Below are 23,165 nucleotides of genomic sequence, written 5' to 3'. Positions count from 1 at the left end.
CCGTGCGCCTACAAAAAGCAATCGGACTATCTGATAAACGCCTGCAAATCGGTGCCCAGTTTATCGATCGCCGCTTTGAAATCCTTGGTGGTGATCTTCTGGCTGGCGTTTGACAGTGTGCTGCCAAAGACTTTGCGCACCACTTTGGCCACAGTCTGGTTGTTGCTGGCGTCGATAAACTCAGCCTCGATGAACAGTGTGGAGTCCTGATCGCGATGGCCACTGACAGCGGAAACACCCCCCACGACAGCGGCGACCGGAACCACTTCATACCACTTCATGCCCTCGTTTTCGGCATTCACCCCGGTGATCGCCGCGCGCATGATCAAGGTTTTTGAACCGGCCGGCGCTGACTTTGCGCTCGACACCACCCGGTATTTCTGGCCCAGCACGCCTTTGACCTTGCTGGTCATGTAGCTCTGTAACTCGTCCAGGGTTTGCCGATTGACCCGCTCATTGGGCTGGGGCGCCGGGTAGAGCTCCAGCTTGTTGAAGGTCACGGTGTTATAGGCATCAGGATTCCAGGACGGGCTGACCCAGCGCATGGCTGTTTCGCCGCTGGTGGTGGTGACCTGTTGCAAGTTGTTGTAGTTGGAGAGGAAGCCGGAATACTGCTCACGCTCGGTGACTTTCGAGGTGCAACCGCCGAGGAGCAGGCTGGCCAGCGTAGCGCCAATAAACAGTTTTCGGGACAGGTTCATTGTGGTGTGTGCTCCATGGATTGATGTCGGTACCCCGGTTCAGAGCATAGGTGGCTCCGGCCGCAACGCCAGGATTCGCCCATGGGCACGGTAAACGTTCGGTTGCCAATACGCAGGCATGGAGCGGCGAGCTGGCTCGCCGCTCCAACGACTATTGCTTGCCGACAGCAGCGGCCAGCAGCGGCGCCGCCTGTTCATCGGTCAACACTGCATGGACTTCCATGTTCATGAGGTCGTTCCATTGCAGTACCCACTTCTGAATCTGTACGGCATCACTGGCATCCGCGATGCCAAAACCGTTCGAACCACCGACGGCATGCCAGCGCCCCAACATCTTGACGCCTTCGGGTGGAGCACCTTTGGTTTCGAGAAAGCGCTTGATCACGGTGTTTCGATTTTCCGGACTGATGGACCAACTGACCATGAATAACATTTGCCACCTCCTGCTACGGATTGGCACCTGTTTCTCTTCGCGCACCTGGCTGGCGCCGGGACCACGGTCACGCGTGTATTTCCAGCTTCATCCTTGACTGGCTTGAAACCGTTTCTCCCATGAGAAGGCATAGCAGCGGCTCAGACTCCGCGTATGACCGCTGATCCTGTTTCGTTGCTTTTGTACAGGGTCGTGGATGACACGTGTTTCACCCGCGAAACAAGGTTCATCGGGCTGATTTCACGCATCGCGCAACAGGTCGTTGGCATTGAGCAGCGCGTAGGCAATCTCTGGACGCTTCTCCAGTGCGCGGCGAATCGCGGCCGGGATCGACTGACGGGTTCTGCGGCATAACCCCGGTTGTTCGCCGAGGTTAATACCGATACCACGCATGGTGCGTACTTCGTTGAAACCGGGGGCAATGCTCACGCGGATACCCAACTGCTCGTACATCCGCTGTTGCAGACGCTCGAGGTCACTCAGGCTCTGGAGGTTTTCCAGGCGTTCGATCAGGCGCTTTTCCTCTGAACGAGTCAGAAACAGGATGCGCACGTCAGCACCCGGTGTTTCCAGCAGCGGGTCACGCCCGCAATCGCAGGCGCCGGGCGGGCAGGGTTGGCGAATCGGAGGGGTGGTCGTCATGGGCTTCAATCATAGAGTGCTCCGCTCGGGTTTGCCCATAGGGTTTTTTGCCCTTCTGGCGAATGGGTCACGCCGCGTTTAGGCTTGATAATCAGCCTTGGTACCGGGGCGTTAAGCACGTGCACAGGCCAGGAGCGGGATCAATGAAAGCCAAACCATCCGATCGCCACGGCGGTGGTCGGGTGCATGTTCACGCCTGCGCAACTGCCCACCCATTGCGTGCAAGTCATCCAATACAACACGGCGTACATGCAAGGCGGTTCAACCTGGTATCAACCGCAGTATCAGGGCAGCGATGTGACTTATGTCGTGGTCAATGCGCCTTGAGTCGGGGGGATTTAAGTACAAATCCGGCGAAGTCGGGTCAGTCATGGTCGATGCAAAGGACCGTAAGGCTGGCCCAGCCTGCTAAACATGTCGGGCCGACCGCTCTATACTCGACGACCCCCTTTACCCCCTCAAGCAAGAGATCCCCATGGCAAACCACGACATCACCTTCCTCCCCGACCCCGATCCGGAATCCATCTCCTCCGACGTCGCCGGTTTCGGTAGCCTGCTGGTCTCCACTCAGATCCCCACCCGCGCCGACGGCAGCCTGGAACTGGGCGGCATCATCGAGCAAAGCGAGTGCACCCTGCAGGCGCTCAAGGTAGCGCTGGAGCACGCCGGCAGTTCCATGGACCGGGTTCTGCATCTGACCATCTACCTCACCGACATGGCTGACCGCGCCGCTTTCAACGAAGTCTACCAGCGCTTCTTCGCCAAGCCCTGGCCGGTTCGCGCCGCCGTTGGCATCGCCGCCCTGGCGGTCGAAGGCATGCGCGTGGAAGTCACCGCGATGGCGGCCAAGGGCTGAATCTGCAGACTTATCCGGCGGTCCCGCTCAACGAGCGGCCGCCACTGGGCGGGCTGCCGAGCGTTTGGCTCATGCAACAACGACAGACTCGCCAGGTCTTTCCAATTACCCCTTGAACTTGTTGATCAGCATGGTAGGACGAGCGCACCAGAGGACAGGATGCAACGTTCTTGAAGCCCATCCGGGTGCCTTCCTCGGCGAACCAGGCGAACACGTCCGGGTGCACGAAACGCTGGACCGGCAAGTGGCTGCGCGACGGTTGCAGGTACTGGCCGAGGGTGAGCATGTCGACATCGTGTTCACGCGTTCGCTGCATGACTTCGATCACTTCCTCGCCAGTCTCGCCAAGGCCCAGCATCAGGCCGGATTTGGTCGGTACACGCGGGACCAATAACTTGAACTTCAGCAGCAGAACCAGCGACCACTCGAAATCCGACCCCGGGCGCGAGGCTTAGTACAGGCGCGGAACGGTCTCCAGGTTATGGTTGAACACATTGGGTGGCTCCGTGGCGGTGATCGCCAGGGCGACGTCCATGCGGCCGCGGTAATGCCGGGATCATAACTACCAACGGCCGTCACATCACCGTGATGGACGGCCATAGAGGACAGGTTTTAATTCACTTCAACACCAGCAAGCGATAAACCCCGCCCTCGCTTTCGATCCCATGGGTGTCATGGGTGAAACCCGGGAAGGATTTGTCGAAGCTTTCCAGCGCCTTGAGATAGGCCAGCAACGGACCGTCCGCTGGCCCGGCGTTTTCACCCGGCATCAACAGTGGAATACCGGGTGGGTAGGGCACGATCCCGGTCGCAACGATCCGCCCGGCGGCTTCTTCCAGTGTGACCCGTTCGATTTCGTTCTTGACCAGCTTTTCGTAGGCTTCCACCGGGCTGAATTCGGCTTGCGGGAGCATGCCGAACGCCTGGGCCATGGTGGCGGTGGTTTTGTGTTGTTTCATGGCGGCGAAGATATCGTCGGCCAGGTCCTTGAGGCCCATGCCGGCGTAGCGCTGCTGGTTGGCGCTTAGAAAGTCAGGCAGGCACAGCTCCAGGTCGACGTTGTCGTCATAGTCACGTTTGAAGTCAAGCAACGCGTTGACCAGGGTGCCCCATTTGCCTTTGGTGATGCCGATCGAGAACAGGAACAGAATGGTGAAATCGGTGGTTTTCTCGACGACGATGCCCTGACGTCCGAGGTACGCCGTGAGCACGCAGGCGGGGATGCCCGAGTCGAGCAGGTTGCCGTCGTCGCCCATGCCGGGGCTCAGCACCGAGACCTTGATCGGGTCGAGCATGCAGTAGCCTTCTTCGATGTCACCGAAACCGTGCCACACCTCGTTGGGGTGAAGCACCCAGCAGTTCGGCTCGGTCTTCAACAGCACCGGATCTACTTCATGGAACGGCACTGACACCGCGCCAACCGGTACCGACGGTGGCTGCCAGCACGTGAAGAACCACTCATCCTTGCTCAGCATCTCGTTGTGCATGCGCGAGATGACCTGGCGGAAGCTGATGGCTTCTTCGATGGATTCGGTGGTCAGAATCTGGCCGCTGGGCGCTTCCATCATCGCCGAGCTGACGTCGCAGGAGGCCATGATCGCGTAGTTGGGCGAGGTCGAGGCGTGCATCATGAACGACTCGTTGAAACGCCCGTGATGGATCGGGTTACGGCCGTTGCGCACGTGAATCATCGATGCCTGGGACAGGGCTGCCAGCAACTTGTGCGTCGATTGAGTGGCGAACACGGTCGGCTTCGAGTCATCGTGATCGTCCGGATTGCCGTGCATGGCGAAGCGCTCGCGATACAACGGGTTGAAACGCGCATAACCGTACCAGGCTTCATCGAAATGCAGGCGGTCGACGCTCTGGCCCAGCAGCTCTTCGACGCGGGTGACGTTGTAGGTCAGGCCGTCGTAGGTGGAGTTGGTGATGATGGCGTGGATCGGTGTCGGGTCGATCCCTTCCTTGACCAAGGGGTTGTTGGCGATGGCGGCTTTGACGCCATCGCTGCTCAGGGTTTGCGGCAGGATCGGGCCGATGATGCCGTAGCGATTGCGGGTCGGCACCAGGTACGTCGGAATGGCCCCGGACAGGGTCATCGCGTGCTCGGCGGATTTGTGGCAATTGCGGTCGCACAGGGCAATCTGATTGCGTGTGACGCTGGCCATGAGGATGACACGGTTGGAGGTTGACGATCCGTTGGTGACGTAATAGGTACGGTGCGCGCCGAAGACCTTGGCGGCGTAGCGCTCGCCCTGGCCGATGGGGCCACTGTGATCGAGCAGGGAACCGAGTTCTCCGACCGAAATCGACAGGTCGGAACGCAACAGGTTTTCTCCGAAAAACTCGTAGAATGCCCGGCCCGCTGTGCTCTTGAGAAATGCCGTGCCGCCAGCATGGCCGGGGGTGTGCCACGAGTATTCATAGGTCCGGGAAAACTTCACCAGCGCCCCGAACATGGGGGGCAACGCGGCTTGGCGATAGCGTTCAATGGCCGCCAGGATGCGCCCGCTGAGGAAGCGACTGGTGTCCTCGGGCAGCCAGATGAAGTCGTCGGCATGCTGCATGACCACCAGCGGAATGCTCGCCGCAGTGCTGCGGTCGCTGATCAAAAAGACCGGCACCCGAGTGTTGCGCGCACGCAGGCTGACCAGCAATTTGATGCATTCCTCGTGGCCTTCGCTTTTATCCATTTCCCAACTGAGCAGCACGCATTGAATGGCCGGGTCCGACCGCAGGATCGACGTGGCGTCGCTCAAGGTTTCCGACGCCAGCACCCTGACGGCGCGTTCCTCCACATCGTTGACCAACTGGTTCAGGGCGCGACCAAAGACGGTGCGTTTGTCCGGCGGGCTGCTGACCAACAGCGTGAGCATCCCGAGCGTATGTCGATGTTCCGTCATGATTGAGCCTCCACTGTGACTGCTTGCAAGTTGTTGACCGGCACCGGTTTGCCCGTGAGGTGCTGAGCGCTGACGGTCTGCGTCGGTACGCTGTTATTGAGCGCTTCGAGGCGGATCAGGCGGTTGTTGACGAAGCCGAACAGCGTGTAACCGAAGATGGTCGCCACGCCGCCGAGCATCAACGCTTGCTCGCCCGAACTGTAGAGCGCCAAGTAGCTATAAAACGCCGCCACCCACGCAATGATGTTGGTGACCAGCGCCTTGCCTGCCGGTACGTTGGACACCTTCTGCATGGTCATCAAGGCGGCCATGGACAGGATGTACGGCACCAGGTTGGTCACCACCGCGAGGTTGACGAGGGTGTCGAACTGTTTGCTCAGGTCCGGGCTGATGGTGAGAAAGCCCAGTGCCGTCTGCGCGGCCAGCAGCACCAACATGCCGACAATCGGCGTTCCGGCCTTGTTTGACTTGGCGAAGATCGACAGGAAGTAACCGGTGTCCGCCGAGCTTTTGAACACCTGAGCAATGGTGAACTGCCAACCCAGCAACGAACCGATGCAGGCGAGTACCATCGCGGCCATCACAATGTCGCCGACCAGCGGGGTGAACATCTTGGCGAAGACCAGGCCGAAGGGGGCGGTGGAGGCGGCCAGTGCAGGGTTATCGACAATACCGGCGATGACGTTGGTGGAGACGATGTAGATCACCGCCGCGCCGAGGGTGCCGCCAAGTACCGCAATGGGTACGTTCTTCTCCGGATTTTCCACAGCGTCGGTGTTGGCGCACGCCGACTCCAGACCCAGGAATGCCCACAGGGTGATCGCCACCGAAGCGCCTGCGGCTTCGAACCAGCCCATGTTGTGCGGGTTCCAGCCGGCGGCGTAGACACTGCTGTCGAACCAGTACCAGCCTATGGTGGACACCAGCACCACCGGCGCAATTACCCCCCAAACCGTGATCGCACCGATCCGGCCGGTAATCCGTGCGCCGCCGAAGTTGGCGAACGTGGTGATCCACAGCAGAGCGATGGTCGCCAGACCCACTTGCAGTGAATCAAGCTTGATGTGGAACAGTTCCTGGATATAGCCGACCGCCGTAATACTGATCGCCACATTGGCAATCAACAGCGAGAGCCCATAGGTGTAGTTCGTGATGTAGTTGCCCGCCTTGCCGAAGGTGTACTCGGCATAGCCGCCCATGCCCCCGGTCTTTCGGCTGAGCATCCCGCAGCGCGCAAAGGCATAGGCCAGCGCCAGGGAGCCGGTGGCCGTGATCAGCCAGGAAAGAATGGAAATACCGCCGACTTCGGCGAGTTTTGTGGGTAGCAGCACAATGCCTGAGCCCAACATGTTGACGGCTGTCAACATCGTCAGCTGGCCCACCGTCATTTTCTTTGCGACTGACATTCCGTTGCCTCACTGGATGCATTGAGAAGAGTTAGCTATAGCAAAGGATTGATATGCCGCAAGAAATGTCCGCAAGGCACTGAGAAAAACAGGCTATAGCTCACTTAAGGCATTTTGCTGGCCCCGAAGTTTAAAACTTTTGACCAAAATCAATTTATTTTCAGTTGGTTGGGATCGAATGCAAATGCGGAATGTGATGGTTGCGCTGATTTCGTTAGGCCTGGCGAGCGTTGCCGCCTCTGTCCAGGCCAAAGAACTGGCATCGAATGATCGTTACCTCTGCAGCTGGGGCGCAGGTACCGCGGCGAGAGCCCAGGAACTCAAACTGTCCGGGGTTTCACTGTATGCAGCACGGCAGAAGTTACATACCTACAAGTTCAGCAAGCCGTGGATGCACATGATGGCAATGGGCATTACCGAGCAGACCTATGACAGTCATTCGCGGATGAAGCCCGCAGCCCTGCGCGAGAGTTTTTATGAGGAATGTGTCCGGTATAAGTTGGCGCGCAAATGACGAGGTGCGGTCCGCTACCATCACCCGGACACGGCTCCTGCGCCGTGCCGGGTAAATACATCAGACCTTCCCTAAGGAGAGAGCAGTAACAGAACACTATCGAGTTCTTCTCAGGTTTTTTGCCTTTAATTTCCTAAGCATATCCATTACCGGCCGCAGGAGAGGCGTCCTGTCAAAGATGGAAAGTTCATGCAGGTCCGTCCGCGAGGGCCGTTGGTAGCCGAAATTCCAGGTGAAATAGTAAGCCACAATCTCTTTATTCTTTTGAATAAGCGTATTGAGAGCAGCGTCATAATGCATCGGACCTCCGTCAGGATGTCCCGGCGGCCGCTCCAGAATCTGTAATAAAAATTCCCTCAGTTTCCCAATGCTTTTCCCGTTTACAGCATAGAAATGGGACAAATGTATGGGGCGGTCGACTACTTTCCAATCGGGCAAGTTTGAATTTCCTTCAAACGGATGCCCAAAATAGACGATGTCCCACTCCATACCTTCCAGAGACTCGATGGCCTGTCTCCCATATTCAGAAATGCGTCTGGAAAACTGTATGTCGTCCTCCATGATCAAGATATTTTTCAGATTCAGGCGCATTGCCTCTTCCAGCACCCCCAGATGACTCAAAAAGCAGCCCCTGGCCCCGACGCTCGGGAAGCCATTTTCCTCACTGGGCGTAACAGCCTCAAAAAAGCCTATTTTTTCATCATCAATGTGAAAGCCGTAGCGAGCGAATTCTTCTACTGTTTCTAAACGGCGATCCTTTCTTGATGAAATATTGATGATTCTTGCTCCATCAAAATAGTCGATCACATTCATCTGTCAGGTCCTCAGCGCAGACAATCAGGGCGGTTGGATTGGGGAGCTCGCAGAATTCGGAAAAAATCGTACGGTATGCACTGCCGACAGGCGGTATCGACCCCGGATTGCAGTATAGAGCAGCATTTCCTGAAGAGGTTTTGGTCTCGTAAATCGGCGCGCGTCCCTACGGCGGGGTGCAGAGCGAAGTCTTCAAGGTCTCCTATACTGGTTCGTTCCGAGAGTTTCCTACCCTTCACAACGAGGAGAACGCACATGACCATTCGTATTGGCGACGAAGCACCGGATTTCACCGCCGAAACCACCGAAGGCACGCTCCATTTCCACGAATGGATCGGCGACAAGTGGGCCATCCTGTTCTCGCATCCGAAAGACTTCACCCCTGTCTGCACCACTGAACTCGGTTACATGGCCGGGCTCAAGCCAGAGTTCGACAAACGCAACACCAAGATTGTCGGCCTCAGCGTCGACCCCGTCGGTAACCATCAGACCTGGGCCAAAGACATCGAAGAGACACAGGGTCATGCGGTCAACTACCCCATGATTGGTGACGAGAACCTGGTGGTGGCCAAGCTCTACGACATGATTCACCCGAATGCCAGTGGGGGCGCTCGTACTGCCGTGGACAACGCCACGGTGCGGTCGGTGTTTATTGTCGGCCCGGACAAAAAGATCAAGGCGATGTTGGTCTACCCGATGAGTGCCGGGCGCAACTTCGATGAAGTGTTACGGCTGCTCGACGCTATTCAGCTAAACGCCAAGCACACTGTCGCTACCCCGGTGAACTGGCGTCCGGGTCAGGACGTGATCATTCCTACGTCGGTCTCCGACGAGGACGCAAAGAAGAAATACCCGGATGGCTTCAAGACGGTGAAACCTTATTTGCGCACGGTGGCGCAACCGAAGTAAGTCAGTCATTCATCCCGTCTTCAAGCGTGATGCCTTTTGCGCGCCTTGCCTTGATCCGCTCGGCGCGGGTGCCTGGGAGATTAAGCAGGGTTTCCTGGTGCAGCGCCGAAACTTCTTCGGCGCTGTAAGGCCAGTTACGCATTCTTCAGCACGGACTGCGACATGCCGGGAACCCGCACCAAAAAAAATCTCACCCGCCGGGTGCTTTCAGAACGTTGCCGACGGTGCTTCATCGCCCGGTGCATGGCGCTGCGCCAGGTCGGAGGCGAGCTATTTCATACGGATAGATTTACTTAACTAGCGTGTTTGGTGTGTCGCTATTTTGACGCCATCCTCCGTAAAATTAAATTTCGATTTATTATGGTGACGAGCTATTGACGTAATGGCGATGTGCACATAGGCTCATTTTAGCCGATAAAGATTCCTTCACCCGACAGAAGAATAACCCCCCTACGCAAGGAGGCGGTGTTATGCGCCCAACACTTGTCATTAAATTCGTGTTGTTTTCTGTGATCCTCAATGGCACGGCCGTTGCTAGTGTTCAGGCGACCAGTTTGCCCAATGAAATTAATCGCATAAGCAAAGCTTGCGAAGGGGTCGGCTCTCAACTTGGCAAGGCTCTCGAAGAGCACCCGAGTGGCGCGCCGTTAACGGTTGGAAGTGGCCTACGGTTGGCTTCTTCGATCGCCGCTATCTTGGATGAGGACCAGCCCAACAGCATGATGGATGCTGGCTCGGGTGCAGGTAGTACCGTCAATACTTTTTCGTGCGACGGTTTAATGGCAGCGGTTACCAGTGACCCGTTAGTGGATAAAGAGTTGGCTGGTGGATCTGATTCTTATATCAATCAGCCGAATGCCGTACCGCTTCAGGCAGCAGCATGGTTATTTTCTTCCGCGTTGTTTGGTTTTATTGTGGTCGCCAACCGGCGGAAGGTATAGGGGGCGTTTTTTGCGGATGTTTGCCTGTCTTGCAATGATGCTTAGTTGGTAATTATTGAGGCCGGTTAGTTGTGCGGGCATCGGCAGCGATCATAGGTTCGCAGTGTTTTGGCTGAGTCAGTTCTAACTGGCATGATGTAGTTAACTTTGGCGCGGTAAGCATTGGGCGCGGTTTGTTTAATCCAAGCTATTGTTAAATAACGTTTTTCTGCTGTCATGGGTGCCCTGCTGGTTGCGGGTGAGTTGCGTTGGCGGAATGGGCCGCCCAGACGCTCTAGGTGATTGTTGTTTAGTCGTTTCTTTGGGGTGAAATTAGGATAGAGTGATTTGGCTCGGTTTTTTGTTCTAAACTCCTTGCATGGCTACTTAGGCGGAGGGATTCCGATGTTCCGTTCATTGATACCTGTGCTCTGCACGCTGGCCGTTTGGCCCAGCCTTTCCAGTGCCGTCGAAAACGACGCGACTTACCGGCTGAGTCCGGGTGATAATCTTTCTGTTTCCGTTTGGGGCGAAGACAAGCTCAAACAGGATGTGCGCGTACTCCCCGATGGCAGCATTACCTTCCCGCTGGCAGGGCAAGTCGATGTTAAGGGGCTTGATACCACCGCTGTCGCGGAGAAAATCGCTGCCAAGCTTGAGAAATTTATACCTGATCCGCAAGTGAGCGTTGTCGTTACAGGCACCGAAGGTAATCTCGTCTACGTTCAGGGTAAAGTGGCGAAACCCGGCACCGTGCATATGCCAGGTCAAACGTCAGTGCTGCAGGTATTAAGCATGGCGGGCGGGCTCGACAAATTCGCCGACACGGATGACATCAAGGTCGTGCGACTCAATGGGACTAAACAGGAGATCCTGCACGTCAACTACAGCAAGTTGATGTCAGGGGATGACATGTCCACCAATTTTCTACTTAAGGCCGGCGATACGCTGGTCGTGCCGTAGCCTTGCGCGAGGCACTAGGGATTATCTTGCTTGGATTTCGAACGACCGGGGTTGCTACGGCAATCCTGGCTTTGTCGTATTCGCACATGGCCTATGCTGCCACCTGGAAATCAGCAATAGCGGTACCTTCGACGGTCGAGTACGACAGCAACCCGACGCTTCTTACAAGTGGCGAGAAGGGCGTGACCCGTACCATCATCGCTCCCGATTACAGCCTCGTGGGTACTTCCGGGCGGGATGAGTTCCAGTTCGGTCTCGGGTTAAATATCGTGCGTTCGTCGGATACGTCCATCGTTTCGGACCGTGAAGACCCCAGATTAAAGTTAGGGTGGCAGCGCGAGACCGAAACGGGAGCTTTTGGGCTAACGGCGAGATATGAAGAAAACTCTACGCTTTCCACGGTGGTTCAGGAAACCGGCGTAGTTGCCTCCGATGGCACGCAAAAGATGTATTTGCTGGGCGGCAACTGGAGCACTGCTCTCAGCGAGCGAAGTACCCTGGTTAACGAGACTGACTACACTCATGTCACTTACGATGTTGATTCACTGACCGACTATGACGAGCTGGCGACCCGCTTTAGCTGGAACTATGCATGGAGTGAGCAGGTCGAGCTGTTCACCCGTTTTAGCGTGAGGCGCTATGAACCGGAGGAGGGGGCTGCGGTGGGTTCCTCAAACAGCTACACCCCCACGGCGGGCTTGAATTTCCAACTCTCCGAGCGGTTTAGGGGGACAGTCTACGCGGGTCTCAATCAAGTCTCCGGCACAGGTAGCGGCCCCAAAGGCCAGGGCGGTGTTGCGTTGCAATATGCCGGTGAGCGTATTGATACCAGCATCGACGCCAGTCGTAGCACTCTCGCCAGCGGGGACGGTGGTTTCGTCGAGGTTGATGCCCTGAGGGGTACATGGAGTTATGCCGTCGACGAGACCCGACGCCTCGGCTTCGATGCCTCCTGGCAAGACGCCAAAGGCCAGACGCCTAATACCCTGCAAAATTACAGTGCCTGGTTTAGCCAAGAACTCTCGCCTTTTTGGATTGCGCGCCTATCCTACACATACAAACAACGCCAGCAAGATGGCTTGCCGGATGCCACTGCAAACGTCGTCGGGTTGACGGTGACTTATAGTTATCCCGGTCTCTGAAATTCAGGTGTGTGAGAAATATGGCCTCTGAATACGAAATGTCGGTCAACGACTACATTGCTATCATCAAGCACCATGCGCTGCTGTTGATCCTGAGTTTCGTGGTCATACTCGGCGTTTGCATAGCGGTCGCGATATCTCTCCCACCTACCTATGAGTCATCCGGCACGATTCTGGTGGAGTCTCAGCAGATTTCGCCCGACTTGGTGGCGGCCAACAACAATACCTTTGCCGATGAGCGCATCGAAGTCATTCGTCAGCGCGTGATGACCCGTGAGCATCTGGAAGGGATCATCGACAAATACAATCTTTTTGCTACGCAAAGCCGGCATCTGAGCGTTACCGAGAAGATCGATGAAATGCGCAATGCGATTACAGTCTCCCTGGTCAGTGCTGTCGTTAAGGGGCGCGGAGAGGTGACGATTGCTTTCCGTCTTGGCTTTGAGCACAGGCAGCCAGAGATTGCGAACAAAGTTGCCAACGAGCTGGTAACGCTGTTTCTGGATGAAAACATCAAGCAGCGCACCGAACGCGCCAGTGAAACCACAGAGTTTCTGACGCAGGAGGCGGACAAGCTCAGGGTGGAGCTGGAAGCCCTGGAGAACCGGTTGGCGGACTTCAAGCAGGCACACAGCAACGCGCTGCCCGAGCATCAGGAGCTGCGCATGAATATGTTGTCGCGCGCCGAAACCGAGCTTAAAGAGGTCGACCGTGACTACAAAACTGCCCGTGAGGAGTTGCGCTTCAATGAGTTGGAGCTTTCCGCCGCGAATGCCGGGCTAGCGACCAAGCCTGGAGCGCCCGGTGCGGCAGTTGATAAACCACAGGATCTGGGTAGCCTCAAAGCGGAGTACACCAGGTTGCTGTTGCTGTATACGGAAGCTCACCCCGACGTGCGTGCCGTCAAACGCAAAATTGCTGCACTTCGGGCTGGCAAAGGTGTTGGTGCTGGTGGTGCAGCGGCTTCGGTCAGTCTGGACGTTGCAAAGGCCCAGGCGCGGATCTTCGCAGCAGAAGCACGTATCAAGTCGCTGGCCGATCAAAAGCAGGGAATACTCAACAAAATAGCCGACTACGAGGCGCAGATTCTTGAGACGCCGCAAGTCGAGCGCGGCTTGGTCACGGTGATGCGTGACCATGAAAACGCGCGTAAAAAATATGAGGAGATTCGCACGAAGGAAATGGGTGCGAAAATTTCAGAAAGCCTGGAGCAAGAAAACAAAGCCGAGCGTTTTGTTGTTCTAGAGTTACCGCTGATGCCCGAAAAGCCGGTACGGCCGAACCGAAAAAAAGTGGTTGCCATGGGCTTCCTGCTTGCCCCGGTGGGTGCTGGCGCACTGGTGATGTTCCTCGAGATGATGAGTCAGCGTGTGCGTGGTGCCGCGGCCTTGGCCAGCGTGCTGGGCAGACGCGTATTGGTTTCCATTCCCTATATTCAGACCAAGGCTGAACTGGCACGCCGCAGGAAGTGGCGAACGTTATTGATCGTCTGTGGAGTCGCGATAATCGCGATCTTTCTGGTGCTCCTGCACGTGCTCTACATGCCTCTGGATCTTCTGATGTTTAAAGCTCTGGGCCGGTTTGCATAAGGAATATAGCCATGGAAATAATCAAGCCCGATACCGAAAAAGCCGAGCAACAGACCTCGTCAAAAGCCATGACACCGACCGCGCAGTCCACAGGTCTGAATGCGCTCAGTTATGTGCAAACCAAGGTTGTACCCTTGCGGCCAGAGCACCTTGAGCGCAACCGCATTGTGGCTTACAACAAGAACTCGACTATGGGCGGGGCTTTCGATCTGCTGCGTACACAAGTTCTAAAAATCATGGAAGAAAATGGCTGGCGCACGCTCGCCATCACCTCGCCGACTCCGGAGGCAGGCAAGACGGTGTTGGCTATAAACCTGGCAATGAGTATCGCGCATCACACGACCAAGACGGCGTTACTGGTGGACTTCGACTTGCGTCGTCCGAAGGTGGGTGAGTATCTGGGTCTGCCGATGGATAAATCGCTTAATGAATTGTTGGCAGATGAAGCTGATCTGCAAGATGTACTGGTCAATCCGACCTTGCCGCGCTTTGTGGTCCTGCCGACGCGTGAGCCGATTCCTCTCTCCACCGAGGTGCTGTCATCGCCCGCAGTGAGCCATTTGATTGCTGATCTGCGTGAGCGCTACAACTCACGCATCGTGATTTTCGACTTGCCGCCGTTGTTGAGCTCGGATGATGTGATTAACGTCCTGCCCAAGTTCGACTGCGTCCTGCTCGTGGTCGCTAATGGATTGAACAGCAAGAAAGAGATCGAGGAAAGTCTGCATCATCTTGGGACAGCCAATCTGATTGGCACGGTGTTAAACAAAGCCGAGCCCGAAAACCGCTCTTACTACTAGAGCATCACCCTCAGGAGATCGGCGCTATTGACTAGCGCCGACTTTCATTGCCAAGGGTACTTCTGCTCCCAGCTCCAGGCGTGCGCCACTATCTGTTCAAGTGAGCCAAACTGCGGTTGCCAGCCAAGTAATGTGGTGGCCCTCTGGGGATTGGCCACAAGGCGTGGTGGGTCGCCAGCGCGGCGGGGCGCTTCGCTGACAGAGATATCCCGGCCGGTCACGTAGCGCGCGCTATCTATCACTTGCTGTACTGAGAAACCTTGACCGTTACCGAGGTTAAACGCCGTGCTTGCACCCCCTGCCAGCAGATAATCCACGGCAAGTGCGTGAGCTGCAACGAGATCGACAACGTGGACGTAGTCACGAATGCAAGTGCCGTCGGGCGTGTCGTAATCACGGCCATAGACGGTGACGGTTGCGCGCCGTCCGGAGGCTGCTTGGAGGATCAAGGGTAGCAGGTGGGTTTCCGGTTCATGGCGTTCACCTAACTGTCCTTCAGGGTCTGCTCCAGCGGCGTTGAAGTAGCGCAGGCAGACCGATTTCAGTCCATATGCGCGGTCGAAATCTTCAAGCATCTGCTCCACCATCCACTTGCTGCGTCCATAAGGGTTGATCGCGGCCTTGGGATGCTCCTCGTCGATCGGTACGTACACCGGGTCACCGTAGACGGCGGCGGTCGAGGAAAAAATGAAGTTTTTAACGCCCGCACGAACCATGGCTTGTAGCAACGTCAGGGTGGCGGCGAAGTTGTTTTGGTAATACTTGGCAGGTTCAGTCACGGATTCGCCCACCTGTATAAAGGAGGCGAAGTGAAACACGGCATCATAGTGTTGCGAGGCAAACAAGGCGTCCAGGGCTTGCGCGTCGGCTATGTCTAGTTCGACCAATTTTCCGCCCGCCAAGGCGCTGCGATGGCCTGTGGAAAAGTTGTCTGCCACCACCACGTCGTGACCTGCGCGCAGTAACTGCTTAACCATGTGCGAGCCGATATAGCCCGCGCCACCCACCACCAAAAATTTCATCCTGATCTCCGATTTCCTGGACACTATTGCTGTGCAAGCCCAAATTGCAACGTCAGTGCGATCCGCCTGACCATTAATAGCCGAGACTCGCTACGTTTGGAACGCCAAAGGAGAGAATATTTTGAACAAGATACAGCGAGCGCGCCAATTGGAGCTACCCTTGAGGAAGCATATGGGTATCCTGCGAGAATAACGATCAAATGAAAAACTCCACCAAAATTATCGATTACTCATTGAAAATATTCAAAGCAGAATGGCCAAATTTAGTATTGTGGTCATATCTGCTATCACCGTTGACTGTTAGAACGCTAACAAACTATCAATACTCTAAAATTGATTTGTTAGTCTTTTACACCCTTGGCATGTCGGTGTTATGGCTTTTGGCAATTAGATTTATTTCATCCAATCAATTCAAGGTTCACATCCTTCTACTGCCGTTCTATTTGGCAGCAACTATTGATCTTTTTTTGGTTTTAAATTTTGATTCGAGATTAACAGCTGCCTATATGTTTATTGGCTTGACAAACCATCAGGAGGCAAGCGAGTTTCTACCGACCTACTGGCGGTCCATCAGTATCGTTTTGGTGATTTTCATATTTTGCTATGGGGCTGGATTAATAGGCCTGCATAAGCGCGAATTATATAAAAACAAAGGTATTTTTGTTCTGGTTGTTAGCGCCTTGCTAGTGGGGTATGGGGCGTATTTTTATAAAACCGTCAAGCTTAATTCTTTCGGGAAATCTGCAGTCATGGATCTCCTTGCAAAAGATCAAAGCACGCCAATAGGCTATTTATCGCAAATTGGCCTGACTGCAGACTTGTATTTGGGGACGGAGAAACTTATCAAGCGCCGTCGAGAATCTAATGTAGAAATAACCAGCCTGTCGAATCAATCAAATATAGAAACCATTGTTTTTGTGATCGGTGAGTCATCACGGCCGCACAACTGGTCCCTCTACGGTTATAACAAGGAAACAACCCCGAATCTCGGTAAGCAGGCGGGGATTTTCAAGTTTAATAATATCTGCACGACAGCCCCCTATACCTCGTTCGCGGTTCCTTCAATGCTGAGCCTTGAGCCTATATCGGATTGGGACGCCATTGCGTCAACCAAATCATTGGTGAGTATATATCGCGCAGCCGGGTACATGACCTATTGGTTGTCTGTACAGGAGGTTGATAGCTTTGGCGGAATAATTCCACAAATAGCAGCAGAGGCACAATACCGTCAATATTTTGAGAGAAGCTATGATGGAGCATTGATTTCAGAATATAAAAAAATACTAAAGAAAAGCGATACAGAAAAGAAAGCCATATTTATTCATGTCAAGGGTAGTCATTTCGAGTATTCACGCCGGTATCCAGAACATTTCGATAAATTCAAGCCGTCAACAAACAGCTTCAAAGACAAAATCACCGCGGAATATGATAATAGTATTTTGTATACGGACTGGCTATTGAGCACAATTATTGATCAGTTGAAGTCAAGCAAAAAACCATCTGTCTTGTTTTATTCGTCGGATCATGGTGAAAACATGATGGATGACAGTCGAGGGCTCTTGGGTCATGGAATTGGCAATAAATATGACCTCCCGGTTTCGGCATTTATCTGGGCATCCAATAATATTTCAAGCCCGCAATCGCTCAAGCTTTTAAAGCTGAGGGAAAGAGAAAGTCAGAAAATCAGCATATCATCCTTGCCTCATACTCTTTTAAATATCACAGGGGTTTTCACGAGCAAGTATAAAAGTTCGGATGATTTATTAAGTGATGATTTTGTATCGTCGAAATGTCCACATCTGCTCGGCGCAGGCTATGTTCCATCGTTTGATTTTGACACCTATTAAGCAACCCTCGGGCTAGTTACTGGCTCGCCGGCGTGCGTGATGATGCTGTATTGGCAGGGGTCGGCTGCGCGTCGCCTAAGGTTGTGCTTGCGTGACGCCTTTTTTCAAAAACAACCAGTTCGACGCCTGCAAGCCGTCGAACTTGATTGTATAGCGGCCATCAAGGTAGGTCGCGGGCAGCTTCTTCATTTGTCCCAGAATGCCGTGGGTGAACAGTGTCAAGCCTTGCGGCGCCTGGATGGTTAGCGTGCCCTCGAGGGGCTCAACGTAAAAAGGTATTTTTTTGTCGTCTTGGGGGATGGCACGGGTGCCTAACGAAATCAGTAAATCGTGCGATCGGCCCACAGGCGCGTCGTCCAGACTCTGAACTACCACACTGGCGTTGGCGGTCTTCACTTGAACCTGAATGTTGCCAATGCTGATCGACTCACCGCCGATCCAGCCGGTAGCGGCCTGGGTACGCGGTGTATTGATGGTGTAGATGCCCTGTTTCCAGTTGCGCTTTAGCTCACCCGTGTCTGTCGTGGACTCGCTGGCATTGGCGTCCAGCAGCGACTGGTCAGGGTCATGAAATTCCTGTGCATTGCTTGGGATAACGCTCTGTTGCAACCAGGGCAATTCCGGCGTCTGTGGCATCGCGATTTCCAGCTTGCCTTTCTCCATGGCTGTGCGCAGTAGAGCAGAGTTGGCCGGTGTGATCATGTGGTTGAACAGGGTGCTTGGCGTCGGCGCGAAGACGTAGGTCGTTGTTGCTTCGCGAACGTCTGCACGGCGGTAAAGCAAGGCGGCGGCGGGCAGAGTGGCCAGCATTGCAGGGTCGTTATAGGCGTGCCAGTTGTCGGCACTCATCCCTTCGCCCCCCAGTGGCTCCTGGCTGTAGGCATATTGCATTAGTGCATCCCAGCCTTGGTGGCGGGCGGTGCCGGCGATATAGAGTGGCAGCGAGTGACGGTCTGGTGTCGGGAAGGGCTCATTGTTCCACTCGGTGACGGTCAAGGGTTTGCCGGTGACCTGGCCGGCGGCAATCCAATTCACTATGCCCTCGCTGTAGAGCGGGTTTTTCTCTATCTGTCCCGAGCCCCCGTAGCTATGGACGTCGATTACGTCGCCGGCGGTAAGGGCCGGCAAGGAGTTCAGGCTATCGCCGCCCCAGCTGCTGGTCGTGGCGATGGGGACCTTCACGCCTATTCCACGCAGGTGTTGAATCATGTCGACGTTGAAACGTCGCTCCAGATCGTTAAGGAACAGCTTGGAGGGGCCTGGCACCCAGGCGCGCCAGGTCTGGTCTGCCGATAGATTGTGCTGCTTGGCAAAGGCCTCGGCCTCGGCCATGTAGATTTTGTTGTGCTTTGGTACGTTCTTGTCTGGCAATAGGGCGTTGCCAAAGTGGCGGGTGACGTCGTTTTCGTTGGTTATCAGTACGGCGGCGATCGCCGGGTCGTCTTTGTAGGCGAGACCGGTATAGCTGTTTACATGGGTCATGTAGGCTTCGGTAGTGCGCTTCATGGCTTTCTGAATGGTGAGATTCACATAGGAATAGCCCTTGAGATAGGCAAAATTTTGCTCTTCTTTTGGCAATTCATCGAAGCCATAAATGTTGTCGTTTTCAGTAAAGACTCGCTGGACGTGCATATCAAGCCACACATAAACGCCTTCGTCTTTCAGGCACTTGATCCACCAGTCGATTTTTTTCAGCGATTCCGGGCTCAGTTGCTGGGTGTTACGCGTGAGCCTGCCGTCGCCAAAGATGTTCGGGAAGACCCAAGGCGAGTCATGGTGGTGCAGTCGTACGAGATTGAAGCCCAGTGCCGACAGGCGTTTGGCCTGCTGCTTGATTGCATCGTCTGGCGTGAGGAACAGCGTGTAGGCCGAAAGGTTGGTGCCCCAGAAACGCGCCGCAGTGTTGTCCGCAAATAACAATTGCTCGCCGGAGGCTTTGATGAAGCCGCGCTTGCCTGCAGGTTTTTCCTGAGCGTTGAGAAAGGACAGGTCGACCGGCGAGGTTTTCCAGTCGAGCTTGTCAGTCGGCCAGCTCTTTGGGTCCGACAGCCCGAAGCGCTCGGTACTGGTTGGGCCGACCGCCACATCGCCAGAAACGCTCAAGGTGGCTGTGAAATCCTGGCGGCCTGGTTTGATCGTGTTCTTGTAGAAAAAAGCACGCACCTCGGATTTATCGCCCGGTTCGAAGTACACACTCGCCAGTGCGGGCTCGAAGCGCATTTCGATGCGTCGCCCTTGTGCACTGCCCCAGGACCAGCCGCGGTTGTCGGGTAGCAAAGTGGGCTCGCCCATTTCTCCAGCGAAAAGGGCGGGGTCGAACGTGAAGACGATGCCGCCACCTGACACGCCCCACTTCATGCTGTGTGCATCCAGGGTAAAGTTCCAGGTCAACTTATGCTCGTCTTGCTTCTGAATCTGCGCAGTCAAGTCGAAATCCAGCGCTTTGTTTTTGCCTGCAAGGGAGTATCGATAAGGGGTGTTGACCTTGAATTCGGTCTGCAAATACGTCCAGTCCCAGCTCTTCCCAAAGAACGAGAATGTCGTAGCAACTACCGGACTGCCACCACGCACCAGCATTGGCAGGCCGTTGCGCTCATCCACACTGACGACCCAGTCCGACGCCCAGGTCCTGAACGGCCAAACAACAAGGCACAGGAGAACCAGGAGCTGCATAGGAGTGCGGCGAAACAGAGTGGTCATTGGAATTACCTGAGTTGAAGGTTGGCACTCGCAGTGACTGCAGTTGAAGTGTGCTTGAGCCTGCGCGCCATCTGAGCATAGGCAACTCCCAGTCCAGCCACCGACCAATACACCACAGGGATCACCGTGATACTGCTAACGGTAACGATGGTGATCAGGATCCCGGCCAGCGTCGCCAGAAGTGCACGTCCGAGTCGGCGTGCCTCATCGTCTTCGTTGGGGAACGAACGCATCCCCTTGCGGATGCCCTGCAGAACACTGACGAAAAAAACCACGAAAAGCGTCAAACCAATCAAACCGAACGACAGCGCTACGCCGATATAGGTGTTCACGATATCGATGATCCCCTGGCCTTGAGTCAAGGACTGCATTTCCGGTGTGCTGCGGTAATCGAAAGAACCCAGCCAAGGGTTGCGCTGGATAACGATCACGGCGTTATCAATCAAGCGCTGCCGGTAGGTAATATTTTCTACTTCCACCGTGCCGATAAACGGCAGCAGATCAAGCACTTTTTGCCCGCCCGGCGCGACGGCCAGCAAGGGAAGGGCGAGCACCCCGGCAGCCGCCAGCAGCATCAGGCGTTTGACCGCTTTACGGCCGGTGCCGATGAACACGACGATCATGGCGGCTGCGCCGACCCAGGGTCCACGCGACAGCGGCACGTACAGACCACCGGCGAGCAACAGCGCGCCGAGGCTGCGCTGCAATTTGCTACGTACATCCTCCTGCAAGTACAGGTAAAAGCCGATGGCCACGCTGATGACGAAGCCCAGCGCAATGGCCTGGCCGGTGGTGGCGCTGGCGCGCAATGAGCCACCACGACTCAAGTAGCCGGACTCCCATTGCATGCCCATGGCGTTGACAACCGCGCTGTACAGCTGCCAGTGCTTGGAAAATTCGAAGAGACCTATAAGCGACAGCACCATGGCGGCGAGTACAAAACCGAACAGAGCGTCCTTGAAGTCGCTGAGGTTCTTCAGCGCCCGGCTGGCAACGTAGTAAGGCAAAAAAACTTCGATGAACAGGTAGAGCATTTGGCGCAAGGTGTCGGTGACCGTGGTGTCTCGCAGGTAAAGCAGGCTCGTCAGCACGATGTTGGCGGCTAACAGCTTGTCAGGCCAGGTGCGCCCGAAAGGGACCGTGTCTGCTCGCCTGCGCAGAGCGAAAAAAGCCGGAAGCAACACACACAGTGCCAGTAGACGAACATGGTTCAGGGTAAAAAAATAGTTCATCAGGCCGAAGCCGGGAATTTCTGCCGGGGCCGGCGGGATGAGAAACAGCAGAAGGAAAAATAGCGCCACGGGATTGCGTTCGCTTTTTCGTGCGAAGGTCAAAACGATCGCGGCAATGCCCGCGTACACCCAGAAACTGTGCGAAACAAAGGCCAGTAGCGTCAATACGAACCACAGATTGCGCCGACGAGTGAAATCACGGTCGGGAATCAGGTCTGCTGCTGGTCGACGTGCCATGGCAAAAACGATGCCGGCAAGGACCAGAATGACGATTAACGCTCGGAAGTGCTCAGGCATGGATGATTGGACTTATTGATTGATGAGCGACGGCTAGTGGAATGGCCAAAGGCGACTATAGTTCCTTTTGAGCCATTGAGTCCGGGGATGATGTTATGTCGTTAGTTGATTTGTCGCCATCGTTGGGCCTTCGTAAGCGAGCGATCTCTGCTGGGGCATGGAATCTCGGGGCGCTGGTTACGTCTCAAGCCTTTCGCTTGGGCGGCAACCTGATAATGGCCCGTCTGCTGATGCCGGAGATGTTCGGCATCATGATGATCGCCATCACCGTTTCGCTGGTTCTGCACTTGCTTTCCGACGTCGGCTTGCGCCAGAACATTATTCAGAGTCCGCGTGGCGACGATCCGGTGTTTCTCAATACCATCTGGACCGTGCAGATCGTGCGCGGCTTTATCCTTTTTGCTTCGACACTTCTCCTCGCGGCCCTCGCCTGGTTTGCACAGACCCACAATCTGTGGCCGGTCAATTCCACCTACGCCGCACCCGAGTTGCCGCTGGTGTTGGCCGTGACCAGTTTCTCGGCAATCATCACTGGTTTTCAGTCGACGAAAATCGACCTGGCAGTGCGCGCTTTCCAGCAAAAGAAAGTGGTACTCACCGAGTTTGCGTCCCAGCTCACCGGGCTGTTGGTGATGCTGGGCATCGGTTACTTCACCAGGTCCATCTGGTCACTGGTGGCTGCGGGTCTGGTCTCAGCGATGGTCAGCACGCTGGTGGGGCATTTCTGGTTCGAGGGCCCGCCTAACCGTCTGCAGTGGGAACGTTCTGCGCTCAAGGAATTAGTCGGCTTCGGCCGTTGGATACTGTTGTCGTCGGCAGTGGGCGTATTGGCCATGTACGGTGATCGTATCTGGTTCGGCGGCAGCATGACGACCAGTGAACTGGGCGTTTACTCCATTGCCGTGCTGATCTTGGGAGCTGTTCAGCTTGGGTTGCAAAAGATATTCGGGGCCGTGGCCTTGCCGGCCTTCAGTGAGGCCTCAAGAACTAATGACACCGTACGGCTCCAGGCTTTGTACTACCGCTTGAAATTGATGATCGATCTTGCCTGTCTGTTTTTATGTGGACTGTTCTTGACTGGCAGTCCACTGCTCATCAGCGTTTTGTACGATGAGCGTTACGCCCAGGCCGGGAACATGATGGCCATTCTTTCACTCTCTTTTTTCACAATGCGCTACATGCTGGCGCATCAGGTCTGGATTGCCTTGGGGCACACAAAATACCAGGCCATGGATAACATTATTCGCGCGGTCGCGTTGTGGGTGCTGCTGCCTCTGCTGCTGGCGATTGGCGGGGTCGAATATGCGATTTGGGGCGCAGCCTTATATACGTTTCCTACGCTTATCCTGGTTTTTTATGTCAATTGTCGTCTGGGGCTGTTCAATCTCAAGCGTGAACTGGTAGTACTGCCAATGCTGGCGGTGGGGGCTTTGTGTGGGGAGTTGTTGACGAGTATTGCTAACTGGCTTTGATTTG

General features: G+C 55.2%; 20 protein-coding genes and 2 pseudogenes. 11 read left to right on the top strand and 11 right to left on the bottom strand.

Annotation, left to right across the window (positions count from 1 at the left end; all coding sequences use genetic code 11):
* Nucleotides 1-26: 26 nt before the first annotated feature.
* The 3 genes from ACYZT3_RS17125 to ACYZT3_RS17115 form a co-directional block, all read right to left on the bottom strand.
* Nucleotides 27-701 (bottom strand): DUF3313 domain-containing protein, encoded by a 675-nt coding sequence (locus tag ACYZT3_RS17125; protein WP_282376061.1) that lies wholly within the window; start codon nt 699-701, stop codon nt 27-29.
* Nucleotides 702-852: 151 nt separating this feature from the next.
* Complete coding sequence (locus ACYZT3_RS17120; RefSeq protein WP_282376060.1) at nt 853-1,134, bottom strand: DUF3303 domain-containing protein; 282 nt, start codon at nt 1,132-1,134, stop codon at nt 853-855.
* A gap of 240 nt (nt 1,135-1,374) precedes the next feature.
* The gene (locus ACYZT3_RS17115) at nt 1,375-1,776 is read right to left on the bottom strand and encodes a hypothetical protein (protein ID WP_282376059.1); all 402 of its coding nucleotides are present in this window, start codon (nt 1,774-1,776) and stop codon (nt 1,375-1,377) included.
* 186 nt (nt 1,777-1,962) lie between these two features.
* Between ACYZT3_RS17115 and ACYZT3_RS17110 the strand changes: the two genes are divergently transcribed.
* Together ACYZT3_RS17110 and ACYZT3_RS17105 are read left to right on the top strand one after the other, a co-directional pair.
* Nucleotides 1,963-2,103: a hypothetical protein gene (locus ACYZT3_RS17110; protein WP_282376058.1), complete on the top strand. Its 141-nt coding sequence runs from the start codon at nt 1,963-1,965 to the stop codon at nt 2,101-2,103.
* Between the two features lie 148 nt (nt 2,104-2,251).
* The gene (locus ACYZT3_RS17105) at nt 2,252-2,632 is read left to right on the top strand and encodes a RidA family protein (RefSeq protein WP_462030348.1); all 381 of its coding nucleotides are present in this window, start codon (nt 2,252-2,254) and stop codon (nt 2,630-2,632) included.
* 10 nt (nt 2,633-2,642) lie between these two features.
* Here ACYZT3_RS17105 and ACYZT3_RS17100 read toward each other — a convergent pair.
* From ACYZT3_RS17100 to potE, 3 genes and pseudogenes are all read right to left on the bottom strand, one after another.
* Nucleotides 2,643-3,179 (bottom strand): annotated as a pseudogene (locus ACYZT3_RS17100) (hypothetical protein); the annotation flags it as partial.
* A gap of 70 nt (nt 3,180-3,249) precedes the next feature.
* Nucleotides 3,250-5,535, bottom strand: a complete 2,286-nt coding sequence (locus tag ACYZT3_RS17095; protein WP_282376056.1) for an Orn/Lys/Arg family decarboxylase — start codon at nt 5,533-5,535, stop codon at nt 3,250-3,252.
* Nucleotides 5,532-6,941 (bottom strand): putrescine-ornithine antiporter, encoded by a 1,410-nt coding sequence (gene potE / locus ACYZT3_RS17090; RefSeq protein ID WP_282376055.1) that lies wholly within the window; start codon nt 6,939-6,941, stop codon nt 5,532-5,534. The genes ACYZT3_RS17095 and potE overlap by 4 nt, the downstream gene beginning before the upstream one ends.
* Nucleotides 6,942-7,125: 184 nt before the next feature.
* Between potE and ACYZT3_RS17085 the strand changes: the two genes are divergently transcribed.
* A complete protein-coding gene (locus tag ACYZT3_RS17085; RefSeq protein ID WP_347806046.1) occupies nt 7,126-7,455 on the top strand; it encodes a hypothetical protein in 330 nt (109 codons plus the stop codon).
* A gap of 96 nt (nt 7,456-7,551) precedes the next feature.
* Here ACYZT3_RS17085 and ACYZT3_RS17080 read toward each other — a convergent pair whose 3' ends face one another.
* Nucleotides 7,552-8,268 carry a glycosyltransferase family 25 protein gene (locus ACYZT3_RS17080; protein WP_462030347.1) on the bottom strand — a complete coding sequence of 239 codons (717 nt, stop codon included), beginning with the start codon at nt 8,266-8,268 and terminating at the stop codon, nt 7,552-7,554.
* A gap of 255 nt (nt 8,269-8,523) precedes the next feature.
* Here ACYZT3_RS17080 and ACYZT3_RS17075 point away from each other — a divergent pair, with 255 nt between their 5' ends.
* Complete coding sequence (locus ACYZT3_RS17075; RefSeq protein ID WP_282376053.1) at nt 8,524-9,177, top strand: peroxiredoxin; 654 nt, start codon at nt 8,524-8,526, stop codon at nt 9,175-9,177.
* Between the two features lies 1 nt (nt 9,178).
* Here ACYZT3_RS17075 and ACYZT3_RS17070 read toward each other — a convergent pair.
* A pseudogene (locus ACYZT3_RS17070) lies at nt 9,179-9,400 on the bottom strand (cytochrome C); the annotation flags it as partial.
* A gap of 247 nt (nt 9,401-9,647) precedes the next feature.
* Between ACYZT3_RS17070 and ACYZT3_RS17065 the strand changes: the two are divergent.
* From ACYZT3_RS17065 to ACYZT3_RS17045, 5 genes are all read left to right on the top strand, one after another.
* Complete coding sequence (locus ACYZT3_RS17065; protein WP_282376052.1) at nt 9,648-10,118, top strand: hypothetical protein; 471 nt, start codon at nt 9,648-9,650, stop codon at nt 10,116-10,118.
* A 384-nt stretch (nt 10,119-10,502) separates the two neighbouring features.
* On the top strand, nt 10,503-11,060 hold the full coding sequence (locus ACYZT3_RS17060) for a polysaccharide biosynthesis/export family protein (protein ID WP_282376050.1): 558 nt from the start codon (nt 10,503-10,505) through the stop codon (nt 11,058-11,060).
* Nucleotides 11,061-11,146: 86 nt separating this feature from the next.
* Nucleotides 11,147-12,202 carry a hypothetical protein gene (locus tag ACYZT3_RS17055; protein ID WP_462030346.1) on the top strand — a complete coding sequence of 352 codons (1,056 nt, stop codon included), beginning with the start codon at nt 11,147-11,149 and terminating at the stop codon, nt 12,200-12,202.
* Nucleotides 12,203-12,222: 20 nt separating this feature from the next.
* Nucleotides 12,223-13,791 (top strand): GumC family protein, encoded by a 1,569-nt coding sequence (locus tag ACYZT3_RS17050; RefSeq protein ID WP_282376048.1) that lies wholly within the window; start codon nt 12,223-12,225, stop codon nt 13,789-13,791.
* Between the two features lie 68 nt (nt 13,792-13,859).
* The gene (locus ACYZT3_RS17045; RefSeq protein WP_282376091.1) at nt 13,860-14,591 is read left to right on the top strand and encodes a CpsD/CapB family tyrosine-protein kinase; all 732 of its coding nucleotides are present in this window, start codon (nt 13,860-13,862) and stop codon (nt 14,589-14,591) included.
* A 44-nt stretch (nt 14,592-14,635) separates the two neighbouring features.
* Here ACYZT3_RS17045 and galE read toward each other — a convergent pair whose 3' ends face one another.
* Complete coding sequence (gene galE, locus ACYZT3_RS17040) at nt 14,636-15,613, bottom strand: UDP-glucose 4-epimerase GalE (RefSeq protein ID WP_462030345.1); 978 nt, start codon at nt 15,611-15,613, stop codon at nt 14,636-14,638.
* A gap of 200 nt (nt 15,614-15,813) precedes the next feature.
* Between galE and ACYZT3_RS17035 the strand changes: the two genes are divergently transcribed.
* A complete protein-coding gene (locus ACYZT3_RS17035) occupies nt 15,814-17,460 on the top strand; it encodes a phosphoethanolamine transferase (RefSeq protein ID WP_462030344.1) in 1,647 nt (548 codons plus the stop codon).
* A gap of 75 nt (nt 17,461-17,535) precedes the next feature.
* Here ACYZT3_RS17035 and ACYZT3_RS17030 read toward each other — a convergent pair whose 3' ends face one another.
* Together ACYZT3_RS17030 and ACYZT3_RS17025 are read right to left on the bottom strand one after the other, a co-directional pair.
* On the bottom strand, nt 17,536-20,160 hold the full coding sequence (locus tag ACYZT3_RS17030; RefSeq protein ID WP_462030343.1) for a glycosyl hydrolase family 5: 2,625 nt from the start codon (nt 20,158-20,160) through the stop codon (nt 17,536-17,538).
* Between the two features lie 5 nt (nt 20,161-20,165).
* Complete coding sequence (locus ACYZT3_RS17025) at nt 20,166-21,689, bottom strand: O-antigen ligase family protein (protein WP_462030342.1); 1,524 nt, start codon at nt 21,687-21,689, stop codon at nt 20,166-20,168.
* 95 nt (nt 21,690-21,784) lie between these two features.
* On the opposite strand from ACYZT3_RS17025, the gene ACYZT3_RS17020 reads away from it, so the two are divergent.
* Nucleotides 21,785-23,161: an oligosaccharide flippase family protein gene (locus ACYZT3_RS17020; RefSeq protein ID WP_462030341.1), complete on the top strand. Its 1,377-nt coding sequence runs from the start codon at nt 21,785-21,787 to the stop codon at nt 23,159-23,161.
* Nucleotides 23,162-23,165: the final 4 nt, after the last annotated feature.

Source organism: Pseudomonas sp. MDT1-16 (assembly GCF_054898115.1).
The sequence above is the reverse complement of the archived record's forward strand: the minus strand, read 5'-3'. Positions and strand labels throughout refer to the sequence as shown.